The organism is Acidimicrobiales bacterium (assembly GCA_035512495.1).
Taxonomy (GTDB): Bacteria; Actinomycetota; Acidimicrobiia; order Acidimicrobiales; family CADCSY01; genus DATKDW01.
In genome coordinates this window covers 1-18,835 of sequence record DATKDW010000091.1, presented here as the reverse complement: position 1 = coordinate 18,835, position 18,835 = coordinate 1, and the positions used below count along the sequence as shown (strand labels likewise).

Sequence of the window (18,835 nt, the reverse complement as noted above, 5' to 3'; positions counted from 1 at the left end):
CCGACTTCCTACTCCACAACGGGCCATCAGGTCAGGTTGGCGAAGGCCTCGGCGTGGCGGTTCTCCCCGGCCACCAGGAGGATGGCGTCGCCCTCGATGACGGTGTCGGGGGTGGCGTAGGTGAAGGGCTGCCCCGACGGCTTGATGCACACCACGGTGACGCCGTAGCGCTGGCGGATGCCGGCCTCGCCCAGCGTCTTGCCCACCACGTCGGCGGGGGCAGTGGTCTCCACCAGGGCGAAGCCCTCGTCGAGCTCGATGTAGTCCATCATCCGACCGGTGACGAGGTGGGCCACCCGCTGGCCCATGTCGTGCTCGGGGAACACCACGCGGTGGGCGCCCACCCGCTCCAGGATCTTGCCGTGCGACTCGGTGATGGCCTTGGCCCAGATGAGGCCGATGCCGAGGTCGACGAGGGCGGCGGTGGTGAGGATGCTGGCCTCGATGTCGCCGCCGATGCCGACCACGGCCACCCCGAAGTCGCGCGCGCCGAGCTGCTCCAGGGCGCGCTTGGAGGTGGAGTCGGCCTGCGCGGTGTGGGTGAGGCGCTCGCTCATGTCCTGGACGATGCCGGGGTCGGTGTCGATGCCGAGCACCTCGTGGCCCAGGTCCACCAGCGTCTCGGCCAGGGCACTGCCGAAGCGGCCGAGGCCGATGACCAGCACTTCGGAGTCGGAGTTCGGCCTGCCGGGATCGTCGTCGGCGCGGCGGAAGGGGAAGCGTCGGTCCTTAGCCAATGATCGGCCTCTCGAGCGGCAGGTTGTAGAGCCGCTGGCGCTGGCGCAGCACCAGGGCGGCGAAGAGGGTGATGGGCCCCACTCGCCCGATGAACATGAGCACGATCAGTGTGGCCTGTCCGACGGCGGGGAGCGACGGCGTGATGCCTGTGGAGAGGCCCACGGTGCCGAAGGCGGAGAACGCCTCGAACAGCGAGCGCGACAGACCGGCGTCGGACACCGATGTGAGGACGAAGGTGCCGAGCACTGCCGCCCCCAGGCCGAGGAGGGCGACGGAGAGGGCCTGACGCTGCACCGTGCTCGGCGTGGAGCGCCCGAACAGCACGACCTCGGGGTCACCCCGGGTCTCCGACCAGATCACGAACGCCAGCAGGGCGAAGGTCGTCACCTTGATGCCGCCGGCGGTGGAGGCGCTGCCCCCGCCGATGAACATGAGCACGCTGGTGGCCAGCCACGTGGTCTCGTTCATGGCGCCGGTGTCGACGCTGTTGAACCCGGCGGTGCGGGGCATGACCGCTTGGAAGAACCCGGCCAAAACCGAGTCGGGGCCGCTGAGCGGTCCGAGTGTGGCGGGGTTGGACCACTCGAACACCAGCATGGCCAGCGTGCCGAGGACGAGCAGGGCACTGGTGGTGGTGAGCGTGAGCTTGGTGTGGAGCGACCAGCGCTGAGGCCGGCGGAGGTTGCGCTTCAGCTCCATGAGCACGGGGAAGCCGATGCCACCGAGGATCACGGCGGCGGCCACGGTGAGGCTCACGTACCAATCGGTCACGAAGCCGATGAGGCTGTCGGAGTAGAGGGCGAAGCCGGCGTTGTTGAACGCCGAGACGGCGTGGAACACCCCGAGGTAGGCGGCCTCGCCGAACGGCTCGTCGTAGGTGGTCCAGAGGCGCACCGCGATGATCGACGCCGCCACCACCTCGAAGGTGAACGAGAACGCCGCCACCCGAACGAGCACGTCGCGCACGTCGCCGAGCACCAGCGCCCCCCGCTCGGCCTGGGCGGTCATGCGCTGGCGCAGGCCAATGCGCCTCGACAGCAGGAGCCCCACCAACGAGCCCACGGTCATGAGGCCGAACCCGCCGAGCTGGATGAGCACCAGGAGCACCACCTCCCCGACGTTCGACCAGTACACGGGCGTGTCGACCACGATCAGGCCGGTCACGCACACCGCCGAGGTGGCGGTGAACAGCGCCGTCAGGAACGGGGCGCTGCCCTCGCCGGTGGAGGCGACGGGGAGCATCAGCAGGGTGGCCCCGGTGAGGATCGCGGCGAGGAAGCCGCCAACGATGAACTGGGTGGGGCCTCGGCGCCGACGGGCCGTAGCGACCGGCGGGCGTGCCATCAGACCTTGGTGAGCGGCGCCCAGGAGAGCAGCAGGCGCTTCTCGCCCACCTCGGGGAAGCGAACCAGCGCCTCGGCCTTGTCGCCGCTGCCGCTGATGTCGAGGATCACGCCCTCGCCGAAGGTGCCGTGGCGGACGTCGTCGCCCACCTTGAGGCCCAGCTGCTCGGCGCCTGAGCCCACCGGTGGCGGGGCCTGGCCCGACCGGATGGCCGACTCGACCACCCGCGCCCGTCCACCGAAGATCCGGCCATCGGTGTCATCTGAACGGCGGGCATCTGAACGGCGGGCATCCGAACGGCGGGCGTCCGAACGGTCGGCACGGCTGCGCCCGAGGGCGCCCCAGCCCACGTCGCCCCATCCGCTGCCGCCCTGGCCCCGCTTCTTGCCGCCCACCTCGGTGACGAGCTCGGCGGGCAGCTCGTCGAGGAAGCGGCTCGGGGGGTTGTACTGGGTCGAGCCGAAGATGGTCCGGCTCCAGGCCGAGGTGAGGTAGAGGCGCTCGCGGGCCCGGGTGATGCCCACGTAGGCCAGCCGGCGCTCCTCCTCGAGCTGGTGGGGCTCGCCCAGGGAGCGCAGGTGGGGGAAGACGCCGTCCTCCATGCCGATGACGAACACCACCGGGTACTCGAGCCCCTTGGCCGAGTGGAGGGTCATGAGCGTGACCGACGAGGCATCCTCTCCGGCCTCGAGCTGGTCGGTGTCGGAGACCAGCCCCACCATCTCGAGGAGCTCGTCGATGTCGGTGAAGTCCTTGGCCACGCCCACCAGCTCGGCCAGCACCTCGATCCGGCCCTGGGCCTCGACGGTGTGCTCGGCCTCGAGCTCGGCCAGGTAGCCGCTACGGGCCAGTGCCGCCTCGATGACGGCAGCCGGCCCCTCGCCGCGCTCGGCCATGAAGGCGAGGTCGCCGACGAGGGAGAGGAACTCGGCCGCGCCCTTGAGGGCCCGGCCCGAGACCCCGGCCTCCTCGGCCCGTTCGAGGGCGGCGGCGAAGGTCAGCCCGTGGGCGCCGGCCCAGGCGTCGATGCGGCCGACGGTGGTGTCGCCCACCCCCCGCTTGGGGGTGTTGACGACCCGCTTCACGCTCACCTCGTCGGCCGGGTTCACGCTGGCCCGAAGGTAGGCCAGCGCGTCCTTGACCTCCCTGCGGTCGTAGAAGCGGGTGCCGCCCACGATCTTGTAGGGGATGCCCCGGCGCTTGAAGCGGTCCTCGAGGACCCGGCTCTGGGCGTTGGTCCGGTAGAACACCGCCATCTCACCCCAGCGGTGGGTGCCGCCGTCGTGGAGCCGGGCGACCTCACCGGCCACGAAGTCGGCCTCGTCGCCCTCGTCGTCGGCGGTGTAGCGGCTGATCTTCTCGCCGGAGCCCTGGTCGGTCCACAGCGCCTTGGGCTGGCGGCCGAGGTTGTTGGCGATGACGGCGTTGGCGGCGTCGAGGATCGTCTGGGTGGAGCGGTAGTTCTGCTCCAGCACCACCACGGTGGCGTCGGGGAAGGCGTCCTCGAACTCGAGGATGTTGCGAACGTCGGCACCCCGGAACTGGTAGATGCTGTTGTGCACCACCACGCCGTCGGCGACGTAGGTGTGGATGGGGTCGACCTCGAGGTCGAAGACCGGGCCCTCGTGGTGGGCCACCTCGACGGCCTCGACCCGGGCCGCCACGAGTGCTCCGCCCTCCTCCACCAGCACCGTCATGCCCGGGTGCAGGTGGGCCAGCGGCGTGAAGTCGAACCGGCGCCCGCCCACGCTGGCCTGCCGGCGGATCTTGAGGTCGGCCACGTCGGCCATGCGCCGGGCGAGGAAGACCGCCTGTCGGTAGTCGTCCCACGTCGAGGCCGAGGTGGCGGTGGCGCCGTGGTGCTCCACCGCGATGCCCGCCGCCTGGAGGCGCTCGCCCACCTCGCCATCGCCCGACCACCGCACCTCATGGCCTCCGGCGGCGCCGGTGGCGTGGCGGAACATGGTGAGGTCGAGCGTGCGGTGCTGGGCCCGCAGGTGGGGGAAGTCGGGGTGGAGGTCGCGCTCGTCCATGAGGCGCTTGGCCCGCGCCGGGGTGTCAACCTCGTCGAAGATCCGCTGCAGCCAGGCCTGGTCGTCGTCGAGGGGCGCTTCGCTACCGAGGAACGAGGTGGTGGGCAGGCCGTACTCGGCGGCGAACCACGTCTCGCGGTAGGTGGCTTCGGCGGCGCTGTCGTAGACGCCGAGCACCCACAGCTCGTCGCCGTGCTCCTGGCCGAGGCGCTCCCGGAACGACTGAGCACCGTCGGCGCCGCGGGTGGTCTCGTCGGCGCCCAGACGGAACCCCCGGTCGGCCCGGCCCATGAGGTAGACGACCCAGCGGCCGTCCTCGAGCACAGGGTCGGCGAGCACGATGTGGTGCGGGGTCCCCCGCACCGTCCGCCCGCCGGCGGTCACCGCGTAGGTGCTCCCCGCCCAGCGGCCCTCGCTCACCACCGTGATGCGGGCGGGGGTGCGCTGACCGTCGGCGCCGGCGCCGAGCACCTCGTCGCCCTCGGCGAGCAACTCGATGGGGCGGAGCCCCGCCGGGGTCGACACCATGGTCCCGGGGGGCAGGCACTGGTCGCTGTCGCCCACCACCGTGACGTTGCGGTGCTCGCTGGTGAGAGCGACGACCAGCTCGTTCTGAGCCCGGTTGGTGTCCTGGAACTCGTCGACGAGCACGTGGCGGAACCGGCGGCGGTAGTGCTCGACCACCTCCGGGTGGTCCTGGAGGAGTCGGACCGCCTGCACCAGCAGGTCGTCGAAGTCCATGGCGCCGGCCTTGAGCAGGCGGGCCTGGTACTCGCGGTAGACCTCGGCGATGCGCCGCTCGAAGAGGCTCGAGGCCGCCTCGGCGTAGCCCTCGACGGTGACGAGCTCGTTCTTGGCCGCGCTGATGGCGGCGTGCACGCCCCGGGGAGTCATCTTCTTGGGGTCGATGTCGAGGTCGCGCAGCACGTAGCCGGTGAGGCGCACGGCATCGGCCTGGTCGTAGATGGTGAACGACGACGGGTAGCCGAGCACCTTGCCGTCGCGGCGCAGGATGCGCACGCAGGCGGCGTGGAAGGTGGAGACCCACATCTTGGCGGCCACCGGCCCCACCAGGGCAGCCACCCGCGACTTCATCTCGTCGGCGGCCTTGTTGGTGAAGGTGATGGCCAGGATCTCGAACGGCGAGGTGCCGTTGGCGATCAGGTGGGCGATGCGGTGGGTGAGGACCCTCGTCTTGCCCGATCCGGCGCCGGCGACGACCAGCAGCGGGCCCTCCCCGTGACCGACGGCCTCGGCCTGGTCGGGGTTGAGCCCCTGAAGCAGGTCGTCCGACGGGAGGTGGAAGGACGGCTCCGGCATGGTCGGTCAACCCTACCGGCCAGCTGCGACCCGCCCCACGGCGACGACCCGGCGACGGTCAGGCCGAGGACAGGGGCCACCCCTGGGGTGGCCGAGCGCGCCAAATCGGCTCAGGCGGGGCCGAGGAGGCGGGTGCTGAGGTGGTCGAGGACCTGCTCGAGGGCGTCGTTGGTGGGGTGGCCGGCCTCGGCGACGAGGTCCTCGGTGAGCACCGAGTGGGCCGCGGCACGGATGCCGTGGGCGTTGCCCTTCCCCGAGTCGATCTCCACGCCGATGAAGCCGTCGCCGAGTGCCTGGCGCAGGGCCTCGAAGCGCTCCGGCGGCACGAGGGAATCACCGCTGAAGCGCAGCCCGAGGACGCAGACCCCGTCCTCGGTGACCCGCTGCTGCACCCGCACCAGGTCGTCGTCGGAGATGCCGAGCGCCGACTTGCGGGCGCCCCCGATGGGGAGCGGCAGCGACGGCTGGCTGAGCACCGGGGCAAGCACCTCGTCGTCGACCATCATCGCCAGGGCGAAGCCGCCGGTGAGGCACATCCCGACCACGCCGACGCCGGGGCCGCCGCACTCGGCGTGGGCAGTTCGGGCCAGGGCGCGCAGCCACCCGGTGACCGGTGAGGTCCTTCCGAGGGCGAGGGTGGCGAACTCGCGGGACACGCACGCCTTCACCATCTCGCCGGCGATGTAGGGGAACATCGTCGGCTCCTTGCCCGGCGTCCCGAACAGCGACGGCAGCACCGCGGTGCAGCCCGCTGCTGCCACCCGCCGGCCGAAGTCGGCCACCAGGGGGGTGATGCCGGGGACCTCGTGGATCACCACCACCGCCGGCCCGCTGCCGGTGCGGAACACCGCCTTGGTGTCGCCGTCGTGGGTGAAGGTCGACTCCGTGTAGCCCTCGAGCGTCGTGGTCACGCCGGGCACGCTAGGCCAACCGGTTCTCGGCACGCCGGTTGCCGCCGGCGCTCGCGTGACGTGCCGAGAACGGTGGCCAGGACTCTTTGGCACGCCAGGCAGGTGCTGGGGGGTCATCCGTAGAAAAACTATCTCGTGCGCTTGCCTCGACTGATCCCCTTCGTGCTCATGTTCGCCCTGGTCGCCGGGATCTCGGTCAACGCCGAGATCCGCGCCGAGGCCCAAGGGCCTCCCGACACGCTCTCGCCCATCGCGCAGGAGCGGTCGGTCGAGGCGGTCGTCCTGGAAGGCTCCCAGTTCCCGGACTGGTCGGCCGGACCCGAGATCTCGGCTCGTGAACCGGTCCTGACCTCGCTGAACAGCGACTGCGACGACAACCACAACTGCTCGCAGGCCTCGCGCGTCAACAACCCGCTGGAAGGGGTCGCGGTCGACCGGCTCCTCGGCTACTCGTGGGACGCCGACTCGCAAGCGTTCGTCCAGATCCCCTTCCAGGTGGACGAGCGCTTCACGCGCTACATCTCCAACCTGGCGTCGAACTGCAGCGAGGCAGGGCCGTTCTGCGCCGGCTTCGGCATGTACTCGGGCGCCGACCCGCAGCTCTCCTACGTCTACGACCGCGAGGGCTACAGGTTCACCAGCAACACCGAGAACGACCCGTGCACTGCGACCATGGAGCCAGGTGACGGCCCCGAACCCGACCCGACCAAGGGCCTCGACGACAACGACGAGCTCGCCTTCCTCTACCGCGACACTGCTTCGGAGGCGCCGGCGACGGCGCCGTTCCCCGACGGCGTCGAGCAGATGCGCGCCGTGCGCCTCGCCGACCCGTCTGCGCCCGACGCGGCGCCACGGTTCGCCTACGTCGCCCTCGCTGACGCCGAAGACGGCGCCGCTCCCGCCTTCGACGCAGAGAACGGCTACATGCGCTACGTGCGTGACGACACGGCCGATCTGTACATGCAAACGTCGTCGAACTACGGCAACGCGCCCCAAGGGCCCTACTGCAACGAGGATGGGGTGGTCGTCGGCCACGGGCCACGCCGTCCGCGCGAGACCGCCTGGGTGCTCTCACCGCGCTATGCCGTGCAGTACGCAGGGAACTGGGTCCTTCGCGGGTTCCGAGTTGCCGACGGCGACCGCGACGAGCCGCTCAACAGCCCGTCCGACTACGGGCCGCCGCTCGTCGACCAGTGGAAGGCGCGCGCCTACCAGCAGAAGCCCGGTGACACCACCCCGTGCTGCGGCTTCCAGACCGAGCAAGACGACTGGGGCAAGTCGTCGGTGCTCCTCGGGGAGAAGGCGGGACCGGTGCGCGTGATCCGCGCCACGTGGGGATCGAACTCCGGGACCAACACCGTCCGCCAGGAGCTCTTCTACCCAGACGTCGTCGTCCAGCAGGCCTACCTGCGGGTGCATTCGATCCCCCCGCTCGGCGGGATCTTCTCCTATTGGGACCACACCGCGGGCGTCATCGAGACGTACTACAACCGGCAGCGTCCCGACGGCGTCAAGGTCGACGGGAAGAACGACGAGGTCTTCGGGACCCTCTACGCCAACCCGGGTGGGGGCGAGCTCCGCGTCGACGACGACGTACCAGTCGTCGGTCCGGTCGCCGTCGAAGCGCCGGTGGGCCAGGACTGCTTCCTGTACTGCAGCGATCTCGACGTCACCGATCCCACGCTGAACGGCCTGAAGACCCTCTCGTGGGAGCAGGTGTCCGGCCAGTTCGGGAGCATGGTGTTCACGTCGTCCATCGAGGACCTCAACCCGGGCGCGGCACAGGCGTTCATGGCGATCCCGTACTACCGCGATGACGCCTGCTTCGACGACGGGACGGGGATCAACCCCGGGCCCCACCTGCTGCCGAAGCAGGTCGACGACCCCGAGCGCCCGTGTTGGGACTCCGACGTCGACGAGCGCCCGACGGGTGACCCCGCCCACGACGTCAAGTGGCGGCAGGGCCTGATCGGCGGCCACGGCGTGCAGGTGCTCTTCGTGGCGGAGTCGGACAACGCTGGCACCACGCTGCCGCTGACCGAGCTCGCCAGCAGGACGACGATGGTCATGCTGCCCGGAAACCCGGGCAACGTCGGGGAGAGGTACGGCAGCGTCGATGAGCTCTCGCTCCACACGCTCGTCACGCCCAGAGCTGCGCCACAAGCCCCGAAGCGTGAGAGCGGCGTCTCGTTCAAGGCGGTGAAGCAGGGCAACCAGGGGACCGTGCTGGTGAACGCACGGCTCACCGATGACGACACCCAAGATGGCCTGGTCGACCGAGAGCTTCGGATCTTCGTTGACGACAAGCTGCGGGCGACCGCTTGGACGGCCGAGAACGGCGACGCCCAGGTGCAGATCGCTGAAGGGAGCCCGCAGGGCAAGACGTTCCGGGTCGAGTTCGCAGGGGACGACAGGTACGCGCCGTCGTCCGCCGAGGGTGAGTTCAACAAGAACCGCGCGAGCGGGTAGCGCCGAAGCGGTCGAGCGCTTCTCGGCACGCTCATTGCCGCCGGCGCTCGCGTGACGTGCCGAGTACGGATCAGCGGTCGCTCGACGTCACTCCCACTCGATGGTGCCCGGGGGCTTGGAGGTGACGTCGAGGGTGACCCGGTTGATGTCGCGGACCTCGTTGGTGATGCGGGTGGAGATGCGGGCCAGGACCTCGTAGGGGACGCGTGACCAGTCGGCGGTCATGGCGTCCTCGCTGGAGACGGGGCGCAGCACGACCGGGTGGCCGTAGGTGCGGCCATCGCCCTGCACCCCCACCGAGCGCACCTCGGCCAGCAGCACCACCGGGCACTGCCAGATCTCGCGGTCGAGCCCGGCGGCGGAGAGCTCCTCGCGGGCGATGGCGTCGGCCTCGCGCAGGATCTCGAGGCGGGCTTCGGTGACCTCGCCGATGATCCGGATGCCGAGGCCCGGCCCAGGGAACGGCTGGCGCCACACGATGGCCTCGGGCAGACCCAGCTCGAGGCCGACGCGTCGCACCTCGTCCTTGAACAGGGAGCGCAGTGGCTCGACCAGCGCGAACTGGAGGTCGTCGGGCAGGCCGCCGACGTTGTGGTGGCTCTTGATGTTGGCGGTGCCGGTGCCGCCGCCCGACTCGACCACGTCGGGGTAGAGGGTGCCCTGCACGAGGAACTCCACCGTCTCGCCGTGCTCGCCGGCGTCGGCCATCACCTTGCGGGCCGCCCCCTCGAACACCCGGATGAACTCGCGTCCGATGACCTTGCGCTTCTCCTCGGGGTCGGTCACCCCGGCGAGGGCGTCGAGGAAGCGCGGCTTGGCCTCGACCACCTCGAGCTGGACGCCGGTGGCGGCCACGAAGTCGCGCTCGACCTGGGTGGCCTCGCCCTTGCGCAGCAGGCCGTGGTCGACGAAGACGCACGTGAGGCGATCGCCGACCGCCCGCTGCACCAGGGCGGCGGCCACCGCCGAGTCCACCCCACCCGAGAGGCCGCACAGCACCCGCTTGTCGCCGACGGTGGCGGCAATGGCGTCCACCTGCTCGTCGATGATGTTGCGCATGGTCCAGGTGGGCCGGGCGCCGGCGACCTCGTAGAGGAAGTGCTCGAGGACGGCCTGACCGTGCTCGGTGTGGAGCACCTCGGGGTGGAACTGGACACCGGCGAGGCGCCGCCTGGCGTCCTCGAAGGCGGCCACGGGCGCACCGGCGGTGCGGGCGAGCACCGAGAACCCCGGGGGGGCCTCGGCCACCGAGTCGCCGTGCGACATCCACACCGCCTGGGATGCGGGCAGGCCGTGGAACAGGGTGGAGTCGGACGCGGTGACCTCGAGGGAGGTGCGCCCGAACTCGGCGAGGCCGGTCTGCTCGACCCGGCCGCCGAGGGCCCGGGCCATGGCCTGGAAGCCGTAGCAGACGCCGAAGGTGGGCACGCCCGACGTGAACAGCTCGTCGTCGACCGCCGGGGCCCCCTCGGCGTAGACCGACGAGGGCCCACCGGAGAGGATGATCGCCGCCGGCCGGCGCTCGAGCATCTCCGCCACCGGCATGGTGTGGGGCACGATCTCGCTGTAGACGCGCGCCTCCCGCACGCGGCGGGCGATCAGCTGGGCGTACTGCGCGCCGAAGTCGACGACGAGGACCGTGTCGAAGGAGTCATCGTGGAGGGAGGCCATCAGACGCGGTAGTTGGGGGCTTCCTTGGTGATCACCACGTCGTGGGGGTGGCTCTCGCGCAGGCTCGCCGGGGAGATCCGGATGAAGCGCCCGTCTCGCTGGAGGTCCTCGACGGAGCGGGCGCCGCAGTAGCCCATGGCTTGGCGCAGGCCGCCGACGAACTGGTGGAGAACGTTGGCGAGCGGGCCCTTGTAGGGCACCCGGCCCTCGATGCCCTCGGGCACCACCTTGCCGCTCTCGACGCTGCCCTGGAAGTAGCGGTCCTTGGAGAACGAGCGTCCCTGCATGGCCCCCATGGAGCCCATGCCCCGGTACTCCTTGAAGCGCTCGCCGTGCTGCACGACGATGTCGCCGGGCGACTCGTCGACGCCGGCGAGGGCGTTGCCGAGCATCACCGTGTCGGCCCCGGCCGCGATGGCCTTGGCGATGTCGCCGGAGAACTGGACGCCGCCGTCGGCCACCACCGGCACCCCGTGGCGGGCGGCCACCTGGGCGCAGTCGAACACGGCGGTGATCTGGGGAACGCCGATGCCGGCAACGACCCGCGTGGTGCAGATCGAACCAGGCCCGATGCCCACCTTCACGGCGTCGGCGCCGGCGGCGACGAGGGCCTCGACGGCATCGCCGGTCGCCACGTTGCCGGCGACGACCTCGACGTCCCAGTTGGCCTTGATCTTGGCGACGGTGTCGATCACCGGCCGGGCGTGACCGTGGGCGGTGTCGACGATGACCACGTCGACCCCCCGCTCGACGAGGGCGGCGACCCGGTCGAGCACGTCGGGGCCGGTCCCGACGGCGGCGGCGACCCGCAGGCGGCCCCGCGCGTCCTTGGTGGCGTTCGGGTAGGCGATGCGCTTCTGGATGTCCTTGACGGTGATGAGGCCGGTGAGCACTCCGGCGCCGTCGACGATGGGCAGCTTCTCGATGCGGTGGCGGCCGAGGACCAGCATCGCTTCGTCGAGGCTGGTCCCCTGGGGGGCCGTGACGAGGCCCTCCGACGTCATCGACGAGGACACGGGCTCGTCGCTGCGCTCGGTGAAGCGCAGGTCGCGGTTGGTGATGATGCCGACCAGGTGGCCGGTGTCGTCGGTGACGGGCACGCCGGAGATGTGGAAGCGCTCCATCAGGTCCATGGCATCGGCGATGGTGGCGGTCGGCCGCACGGTGACGGGCTCGACGATCATCCCCGACTCGGAGCGCTTCACCCGGTCGACCTCGGCCGCCTGGTCGTCGATGGAGAGGTTGCGGTGGATGACCCCGATGCCGCCCTGGCGGGCCATGGCGATGGCCATGCGCGACTCGGTGACGGTGTCCATGGCCGCCGACACCAGCGGGATGCTCAGCGAGATGGCGCGGGTGAAGCGCGTCGTGGTGGCAGCCTCGGCGGGGAGCACCTCGGAGGAGGCGGGCACGAGGAGGACATCATCGAAGGTGAGCCCTTCGCGACCGAACTTCTCGTCGAACGACATCGTCTGGTTGGCCATGGGCAATCCTACGGTGGGCTCCTCGTTCATGCACCCATCCCCAGGCCCTGGGCCCGCTGGAGGCTCTTGCCCTCGGTCTGCAGCGCCGGGGCAACCATCACCTCGGCCTTCTGGAACTCCTTGACCGTCTCGTAGCCGCAGGTGGCCATGGAGGTGCGCAGGGCGCCGAAGAGGTTGACCCGCCCGTCGTTCTCGCGTGCCGGCCCGACGAGGATCTCCTCGAGGGTGCCCCGCGTGCCGACGTGGACCCGTGCCCCCCGCGGGAGGGTCGGGTGGAAGGTGGCCATGCCCCAGTGGTAGCCGCGACCGGGCGCCTCGGCGGCCGCGGCCAGCGGCGAGCCGATCATCACCGCGTCGGCCCCGCAGGCGATGGCCTTGGCGATGTCGCCGCCGGTGCGCATGCCCCCGTCGGCGATGACGTGGCAGTAGACGCCGGTCTCGTCGAGGTGGCGCATGCGGGCGCCCTTGGCATCCGCGATGGCCGTGGCCTGGGGGACGCCGAGGCCGAGCACGCCCCGGGTGGTGCAGGCGTTGCCGGGGCCCACGCCCACGAGCACACCGGCAGCACCGGTGCGCATGAGGTGGAGGGCGGCCTGGTAGGAGGCGCAGCCGCCAACGATGACCGGGATCTCGAGCTCGCGCACGAAGCGCTTGAGGTTGAGCGGCTCGACCGACTTGGACACGTGCTCGGCGGAGACGACGGTGCCCTGGATGACGAGGAGGTCGAGCTCGGCGGCGAGGATCTCCTTGCTGAGCGCGGTGGTGCGCTGGGGGGTCACGGCGGCGGCGGTGACCACGCCGGCCTCCTTGATCTGGTGGATGCGCTCGCCGACCAGCTCGGACCTGACCGGCTCGGCGTAGAGCTCCTGCATCCGCAGGGTCGCCTTGTCCGGGGCCAGGCCGGCGATCTCCTCGAGCACCGCGTCGGGGTCGTCGTAGCGGGTCCAGAGGCCCTCGAGGTTGAGGACGCCCACGCCGCCGAGGCGGCCGATCTCGATGGCGGTAGCAGGGCTGACGACGCCGTCCATGGCCGAGCCCATGAGCGGCAGGTCGAAGCGGAAGGCGTCGATCTCCCAGGAGATGTCGACGTCCTCCGGGTCGCGGGTCCGCCGGCTCGGGACGATCGCGATGTCGTCGAACCCGTAGGCCCGCCGACCGGACTTGCCGATACCGATCTCGACCTCTGCCATGTTCGCCCCTTCGCAACGCAGGAAAGGGTCGAGTGTAGCGACGGGGTCGGCCGCCGCGGCCGGCGCCTCAGCCCTTGAGGGCCTTCAGCAGCTGGCGGGCGACGGCCGCGTTCATCTCGTAGACCACCGACTTGCGGGCGTCGTCCACGCGGTTGAGGAACGAGCCACCGCTCACCTCGTGCAGCGAGTCGAGGCCGGCCACGACGGCGTCGCGCGTCTGGTCGGTGGCGGTGTAGCCCATGGCGGTGAGCGACTTCAGCAGGTCGCTGGACCGGACGGGCTGGGGTGCGGCCGAGGCGATCACCCGGAGGGCGTCTTTGGTGAGCTCGGCCCCCCGGGTGACCGCCTCGGCGGGCGTCAGGGCGGTGACGTCCTCGCCGCCCTCGACCGACTGGAGCCAGCGCTTGATCTTGAGGACGATCTCGCCGTGCGTCTCGCCCTCGAAGCTCAGGCTCGCCATGCCCCGACCCTACTGCTGGGCCCTCCGATCAGAGCAGGACGATCAGCAGGATGAGACACTACGGTCGCCGCGTGCGCGGCCTCGGGACGTTGGTGAACGTGGTGACGGTCATCGCCGGCACCGGCGTCGGCATCCTGCTCGGCCCCCGACTGCCCGAGCGGGTTCGCATCACGGTGCTCGACGGCATCGGCCTCATCACCATCGGCGTGGGCATCGCCAGCTTCCTGCGGACGGACAACGCCGTGTTCCCGGTGGTGGCCATCGTGGCCGGCGGCCTCGTCGGCGAGCTGGCCCGCATCGAGGAGCGCCTCGAGGGCCTCGGTGAGGCCATCCGCCGGAAAGCGGAGGGCGACCGGGCCGAGGCCGAGCCCCGGCCCGCCAGCTTCGTGGAGCGCGAGCCCGACGAGGTCGGCCTCGACGCCGGATCGCCGGCCACGCGGACAGGCGGCTTCGTCGACGGGTTCGTGGTGGCCAGCCTCACGTTCTGCGTCGGCGCCCTCATGATCGTCGGCTCCCTCCAAGACGGCATCAGCGGCGACAGCCAGCTGCTGATCGTCAAGGCCGCCCTCGACGGCCTGGTGGCGGTGGTCTTCGCCTCGGTGTTCGGCTGGGGGGTGGGCTTCAGCGCCGTGAGCATCGGGGTGCTGCAGGGCGCCATCACCGTGCTCGGCGCCACCGTCGGCACCTCGCTGCTCGACGCCCGCATGGTGGCCGAGCTGGAGGCGACCGGCGGGGTGATGATCCTCGGCATCGGCCTGCGCCTCCTCGACCTCAAGAAGGTGAAGGTCGGCTCGTACCTGCCGGCGCTCGTGATCGCGCCGGTGCTGGTGGCCATCTTCGCCACGTAGCGGCCACCCGCGCCCCTGCGGCGTCGAGGGCCGGCCCACTAGGGTCGCGGGGGTCGGCGCCGGCGCGCCGGTTGGCTGGGAGGAGGGTCCCATGACCGCACTTCGGGCGATCTCGGCGGAAGCGGAGGTGCTCCTCGGCTCGAGCGCCCTCGCCCACGTCGTCACGAGGAACCGCGACGGGACACCCCAGGTCTCGGTGGTCTGGTGCGGGGTCCAGGGCGACCGGGTCGTCTTCTGCGCCGACGGGCAGTCGGCGAAGGTCCGGAACCTCCGCCGTGACCCCAACGTCATCCTCTCCGTCGAGGACGAGGCGAGGAACATCGCCGGCACCCAGCAGCACCTGCTGATCCACGGCACCGCCAGCGTCGTCGGCCCCGCCGACCGGGCGGTCTGCGACGAGCTGTGCCGCGTCTACGTGGGCACGGCCGACACCCCGCTGAACCTGAGCCGGTCCTCGACCGCCGTCACCGTCGAGGTGACGGTGCAACGCCTGGCCGGCAACGGGCCATGGGCCGGCGCGCTCGCCGGCCCGACCGAGGAGGCAGCAGCCCCCGCCCGCTCGGAGGCATCGCCGCCGGAGCAGCCGGCACCGGCGGCGGCGGGGAAGCCGAGCGTAGATCGCCCCGCTGCCGCGCCCGCCGGCTCGTCGCTCGGCTCCAGCGCGGGGGGCCTGCGGGGCCGCTGAGCGATCGCCAGGGAGAGAGACGTCTCGGCAGCGGAATTGGGCCAAGCCGGCGACGGCCTGCTCCGTAGAGTCGCCATCGTGTTCACTCGCCCCGACGCGCTTCCGGATGCGGCCGTGGCAGATGCACTCGCAGTGGGATGGGACCTCCCGGTGACGTCGGTGGCGTACCTGCCCGTCGGGTTCGGCAGCCACCACTGGTCGGTCCGCACCGGCAGCGGCGAACGATGGTTCCTCACCGTCGACGACCTCGAGGCCAAGCGCCACAGTGCCGACGAGCCGCCGACACGTGGCCACGCCCGCCTCGACGCGGCCCTCCGAACCGCCCGAGAGCTCCGGGATGCCGGACTCGACTTCGTCGTCGCGCCGGTGCCCACCTCGGACGGCGAGCTGCTGGTCCCCATCGACGACCGGTACGTCGCCGCCCTCTACCCGCACATCGACGGGTGCGGTCACGGCTACGGCGAGTACGACAGCGACACCGATCGCCGGGAGGTCGTCGACCTCCTGGTCGCCCTCCACACCACCGCGGTCGAGACCGCACCGGGAGCGGGCCACGAGGACTACTCCATCCGGACCCGGGACGACCTCGAGCAAGCGTTGGACGACACCGGGCAACCGTGGGACAGCGGTCCCTACGCAATGCGCGCCCGCCTCCTCCTGGCTGAGCGAGCACCGCTCGTCGACGCCCTCCTCCGTCGCTACGACGAGCTCGTGGCGAGCGCCACAGGCGATCCGGACCACCTGGCCATCACCCACGGCGAGCCCCACGCCGCCAACACCATGAGCACCGACGCCGGCCGCGTGCTCATCGACTGGGACACGGCGCTGATCGGGCCGCCCGAGCGAGACCTGTGGATGGTCATCGACGAGGGCGACCCCCTCGTCGCCACCTACGAGGCCCGCACCGGCACAAGGGTCGCCGGCGCCCTGCTCGAGCTCTACCGGATGCTGTGGGACCTCACCGAGATCGCCGGCTACGTGACCTACTTCCGCGCTCAGCACACCGACACCAGCGACGCCGCCGAGTCGTGGGTGAACCTCGTCGACCACATCGACATCGCCAGCCGCTGGCCGGCCATCTCGTAGAAGGCCCGGATGGGGCTCACATCAATCTCGGACCGGTCTGCTCCACGTCGACGCGTACGGTGCCAGCCATGGGTGTCAAGAGCGACCTCGTCGACCTGTCGGACTTCGCCTGGACGCGGCTGCGCAAGCGGCTCGAGGGACTCACCGACGAGGAGTACCTGTGGGAGCCGGCACCGGGGTGCTGGACCATCCGCCAGCGCCCCGACGGCCGGTGGCGGGCCGACTGGCCGCTGCCCTCTCCCGAACCGGCGCCGTTCACCACCATCGCGTGGCGGCTCTGGCACCTGATCGACATGTACGGCGAGGACCGAGCGCCACAGTGGCTCGACATCGCCCCGCAGGGACCGGCCATCGGCTTCGACGACCCGAGCGGCGAGCCGCCCGCCACCGCCGCCGGGGCGTTGGAGATGCTCGAGGCGGCCCATGCCCGCTGGGACCGGCATCTGGCCGTCGCGCCGGAGGAGCGCCTCCAGGAGAAGGTCGGCGCCGTCGCCGGCCCTGGGTACGCCGACCGAACCCGCGCCGCCTACGTGCTGCACATGCTCGACGAGTTCATCCACCATGGCGCCGAGGTGGGGCTGCTCCGCGACCTGTGGCAGTGGCAGCACACGACCGTCGCCGACGACCCCGTAGTCGAGCGGGTGATCCGGGGCGACGCTGCCGTGGTCGACGAGCTCCAGGCCGACCCGGCGATGCGCGATCAGGCGGTGCACGCCCACCCAGACCTCGCCACCACCGCTGCCGCCTACGGGCGGTGGGGGCTCGTGGTGGACCTCGCCCGGCTCGGCTTCCCGATCAGCGGGCCGGGCCGCACCCCACTGCACCTGGTGGCCGGCGCGGGTGAGCTCGATGTCGTGCAGGCGCTCGTCGAGCTCGGCGCCGACGTCGACGCGACCGATCCCGACTTCAACGCCACGCCGATCCAGTGGGCCCAGTTCCTCAACCGCAGCGACGTCGTGGAGTGGCTCTCGGCGCTCGGCCCCGGCCAGCCCACGAAGGACTGAGGTCGAGCTCGCCAACCGGAGCACTCCCTGATCGAAGACGAACTCCCAGCGCCGTCCCCAGGGAAATCCGACTTCCTGCGCCTTTGAGGCAGGCATCATCGGGGCATGTCGATCGTCGTGAGGACACCGGAGAGGCCGGACGACGTCCTCGCCCTCGCCGGCGACTTCCTCGCCAGCGACCCGGTCCGCCACAACGTGATCCTCACCTTGCTCCATGGACGCTCCGCGTTCCCGGAGCCGGGCCACTACTGGGTGGTGGAGCTCGGCGGACGATGCGTCGGCGTCGCCTTCCAGTCACCGCTCCACTACTTCGCAACCGTCACGCCGATGCCCGACCCAGCGATCGTGGCGCTGGTCGACCAGATCGTCGGCGCCGGCGTCCAGTTGCCGGGCGTAAGCGGGGTGGCCGCCACCGCGGCGCTCTTCGCCGGCCAGTGGACGGAGCGGACCAAGAGCGCCGCCACACCGGCCCAGGGGCAACGGATCTACGAGGTGGTGCAGCTCGCCACATCCCGGCACTCCGACGGCGGACTTCGGATGGCTGAAGCGACCGACTGCGACCTCCTGGTCGAGTGGTTCGACGCGTTCGGGCAAGAGGTCGGGGAGCGTGCCTCCGACGCGGCCGTGGTCGTGCAGCGACGGCTCGAGCTCGGTCACCTCTGGGTCTGGGACGACGCCGGACCGGTCGCGATGGCTGGGTTGTCCGATGCCCGAGCCGGCGTCGTCCGCGTCGGACCCGTGTACACACCGCCCGACCGGCGCAACCGGGGCTACGCCTCGGCCCTCGTCGCCGAGCTCTCCGCCGCCGTCCTCGGGCAATCGCTGCACTGCATCCTCTACACCGACCTGGCCAACCCCGTCTCCAACTCCATCTACCGCGCCATCGGCTACCGGGCGGTCGCCGAGGTGCTCAGGTACGACTTCTCGCCGTCCCGCTGAGCACCCATCGAGCGACACGCTGGCTCCCCGGCGAACAGAACAGCGCGGTCGCTACGTTGGCCGGATGACGACGCTCGACGGAGCCGCCGGCCGGTTCCTCGCACTCCACCACGGTGACCGCCCGCTCCTCCAGCCCAACGCGTGGGACGCCGGCTCGGCCAGGATCCTCGCGTCACTGGGGTTCGCGGCGATCGCCACGACCAGCAGCGGGTTCGCCGCCACGCTCGGCCGGCTCGACGGGTCGGTGACCCGCCACGAGGCGCTCGCCCACGCCGCCGAGCTGGCCGCCGCGGTCGACGTGCCGGTCGCCGCCGACACCGAGAACGGCTTCGCCGACGATCCCGACGGTGTGGCCGACACTGTGCGGCTGGCGTGCGCCACCGGCATCGCCGGCTGCTCCGTCGAGGACTTCACCGGCCGGGACGACGAGCCCATCTACGACATCGGGCTGGCCACCGAGCGTGTGGCGGCAGCGGCCGAGGCAGCCCACCATGGCACCGAGCAGCTGGTGTTGACCGCCCGGGCCGAGAACCTCCTCCACGGGCGCACCGACCTCGCCGACACCATCGCCCGCCTCCAGGCGTTCCAGCAGGCCGGCGCCGACGTGCTGTTCGCCCCGGGCTTGCGGACCCTCGGCGACATCCGATCCGTCG

The 18,835-nt window shown here is 71.3% G+C and carries 15 protein-coding genes; 7 read left to right on the top strand and 8 right to left on the bottom strand.

The features are described 5' to 3' along the window. Positions 1 to 26: 26 nt before the first annotated feature. From VMN58_13115 to VMN58_13100, 4 genes are all read right to left on the bottom strand, one after another. The gene (locus VMN58_13115) at positions 27 to 737 is read right to left on the bottom strand and encodes a TrkA family potassium uptake protein (GenBank protein ID HUF34138.1); all 711 of its coding nucleotides are present in this window, start codon (positions 735 to 737) and stop codon (positions 27 to 29) included. Beyond that, a complete protein-coding gene (locus tag VMN58_13110; GenBank protein HUF34137.1) occupies positions 730 to 2,082 on the bottom strand; it encodes a potassium transporter TrkG in 1,353 nt (450 codons plus the stop codon). Before VMN58_13110 ends, VMN58_13115 begins: the two co-directional genes overlap by 8 nt. Beyond that, positions 2,082 to 5,435, bottom strand: coding sequence for a UvrD-helicase domain-containing protein (locus tag VMN58_13105; protein HUF34136.1), 3,354 nt, complete (start codon positions 5,433 to 5,435; stop codon positions 2,082 to 2,084). Before VMN58_13105 ends, VMN58_13110 begins: the two co-directional genes overlap by 1 nt. A 110-nt stretch (positions 5,436 to 5,545) precedes the next feature. Next, the gene (locus tag VMN58_13100) at positions 5,546 to 6,346 is read right to left on the bottom strand and encodes a dienelactone hydrolase family protein (protein HUF34135.1); all 801 of its coding nucleotides are present in this window, start codon (positions 6,344 to 6,346) and stop codon (positions 5,546 to 5,548) included. 141 nt (positions 6,347 to 6,487) lie between these two features. Here VMN58_13100 and VMN58_13095 point away from each other — a divergent pair, with 141 nt between their 5' ends. Beyond that, the gene (locus VMN58_13095) at positions 6,488 to 8,815 is read left to right on the top strand and encodes a hypothetical protein (protein ID HUF34134.1); all 2,328 of its coding nucleotides are present in this window, start codon (positions 6,488 to 6,490) and stop codon (positions 8,813 to 8,815) included. Between the two features lie 87 nt (positions 8,816 to 8,902). On the opposite strand, the gene guaA is transcribed toward VMN58_13095, so the two are convergent. From guaA to VMN58_13075, 4 genes are all read right to left on the bottom strand, one after another. After that, positions 8,903 to 10,486, bottom strand: coding sequence for a glutamine-hydrolyzing GMP synthase (gene guaA, locus VMN58_13090; protein ID HUF34133.1), 1,584 nt, complete (start codon positions 10,484 to 10,486; stop codon positions 8,903 to 8,905). Beyond that, the gene (gene guaB / locus VMN58_13085) at positions 10,486 to 11,970 is read right to left on the bottom strand and encodes an IMP dehydrogenase (protein HUF34132.1); all 1,485 of its coding nucleotides are present in this window, start codon (positions 11,968 to 11,970) and stop codon (positions 10,486 to 10,488) included. The genes guaA and guaB overlap by 1 nt, the downstream gene beginning before the upstream one ends. 26 nt (positions 11,971 to 11,996) lie before the next feature. Continuing rightward, positions 11,997 to 13,160: a GuaB3 family IMP dehydrogenase-related protein gene (locus tag VMN58_13080; protein HUF34131.1), complete on the bottom strand. Its 1,164-nt coding sequence runs from the start codon at positions 13,158 to 13,160 to the stop codon at positions 11,997 to 11,999. Positions 13,161 to 13,227: 67 nt separating this feature from the next. Continuing rightward, a complete protein-coding gene (locus tag VMN58_13075) occupies positions 13,228 to 13,620 on the bottom strand; it encodes a hypothetical protein (protein ID HUF34130.1) in 393 nt (130 codons plus the stop codon). Between the two features lie 50 nt (positions 13,621 to 13,670). On the opposite strand from VMN58_13075, the gene VMN58_13070 reads away from it, so the two are divergent. The 6 genes from VMN58_13070 to VMN58_13045 form a co-directional block, all read left to right on the top strand. Further along, the gene (locus VMN58_13070) at positions 13,671 to 14,468 is read left to right on the top strand and encodes a DUF554 domain-containing protein (protein HUF34129.1); all 798 of its coding nucleotides are present in this window, start codon (positions 13,671 to 13,673) and stop codon (positions 14,466 to 14,468) included. 91 nt (positions 14,469 to 14,559) lie between these two features. Then, positions 14,560 to 15,153: a TIGR03618 family F420-dependent PPOX class oxidoreductase gene (locus VMN58_13065; protein ID HUF34128.1), complete on the top strand. Its 594-nt coding sequence runs from the start codon at positions 14,560 to 14,562 to the stop codon at positions 15,151 to 15,153. Between the two features lie 114 nt (positions 15,154 to 15,267). Beyond that, positions 15,268 to 16,239: an aminoglycoside phosphotransferase family protein gene (locus tag VMN58_13060; protein ID HUF34127.1), complete on the top strand. Its 972-nt coding sequence runs from the start codon at positions 15,268 to 15,270 to the stop codon at positions 16,237 to 16,239. Between the two features lie 68 nt (positions 16,240 to 16,307). Then, complete coding sequence (locus VMN58_13055) at positions 16,308 to 17,243, top strand: DinB family protein (protein ID HUF34126.1); 936 nt, start codon at positions 16,308 to 16,310, stop codon at positions 17,241 to 17,243. 105 nt (positions 17,244 to 17,348) lie between these two features. After that, positions 17,349 to 18,182, top strand: coding sequence for a GNAT family N-acetyltransferase (locus VMN58_13050; protein HUF34125.1), 834 nt, complete (start codon positions 17,349 to 17,351; stop codon positions 18,180 to 18,182). 64 nt (positions 18,183 to 18,246) lie between these two features. Further along, positions 18,247 to 18,835, top strand: a 589-nt coding sequence (locus VMN58_13045; GenBank protein HUF34124.1) for an isocitrate lyase/phosphoenolpyruvate mutase family protein, incomplete at its 3' end; no start/stop codon positions are given.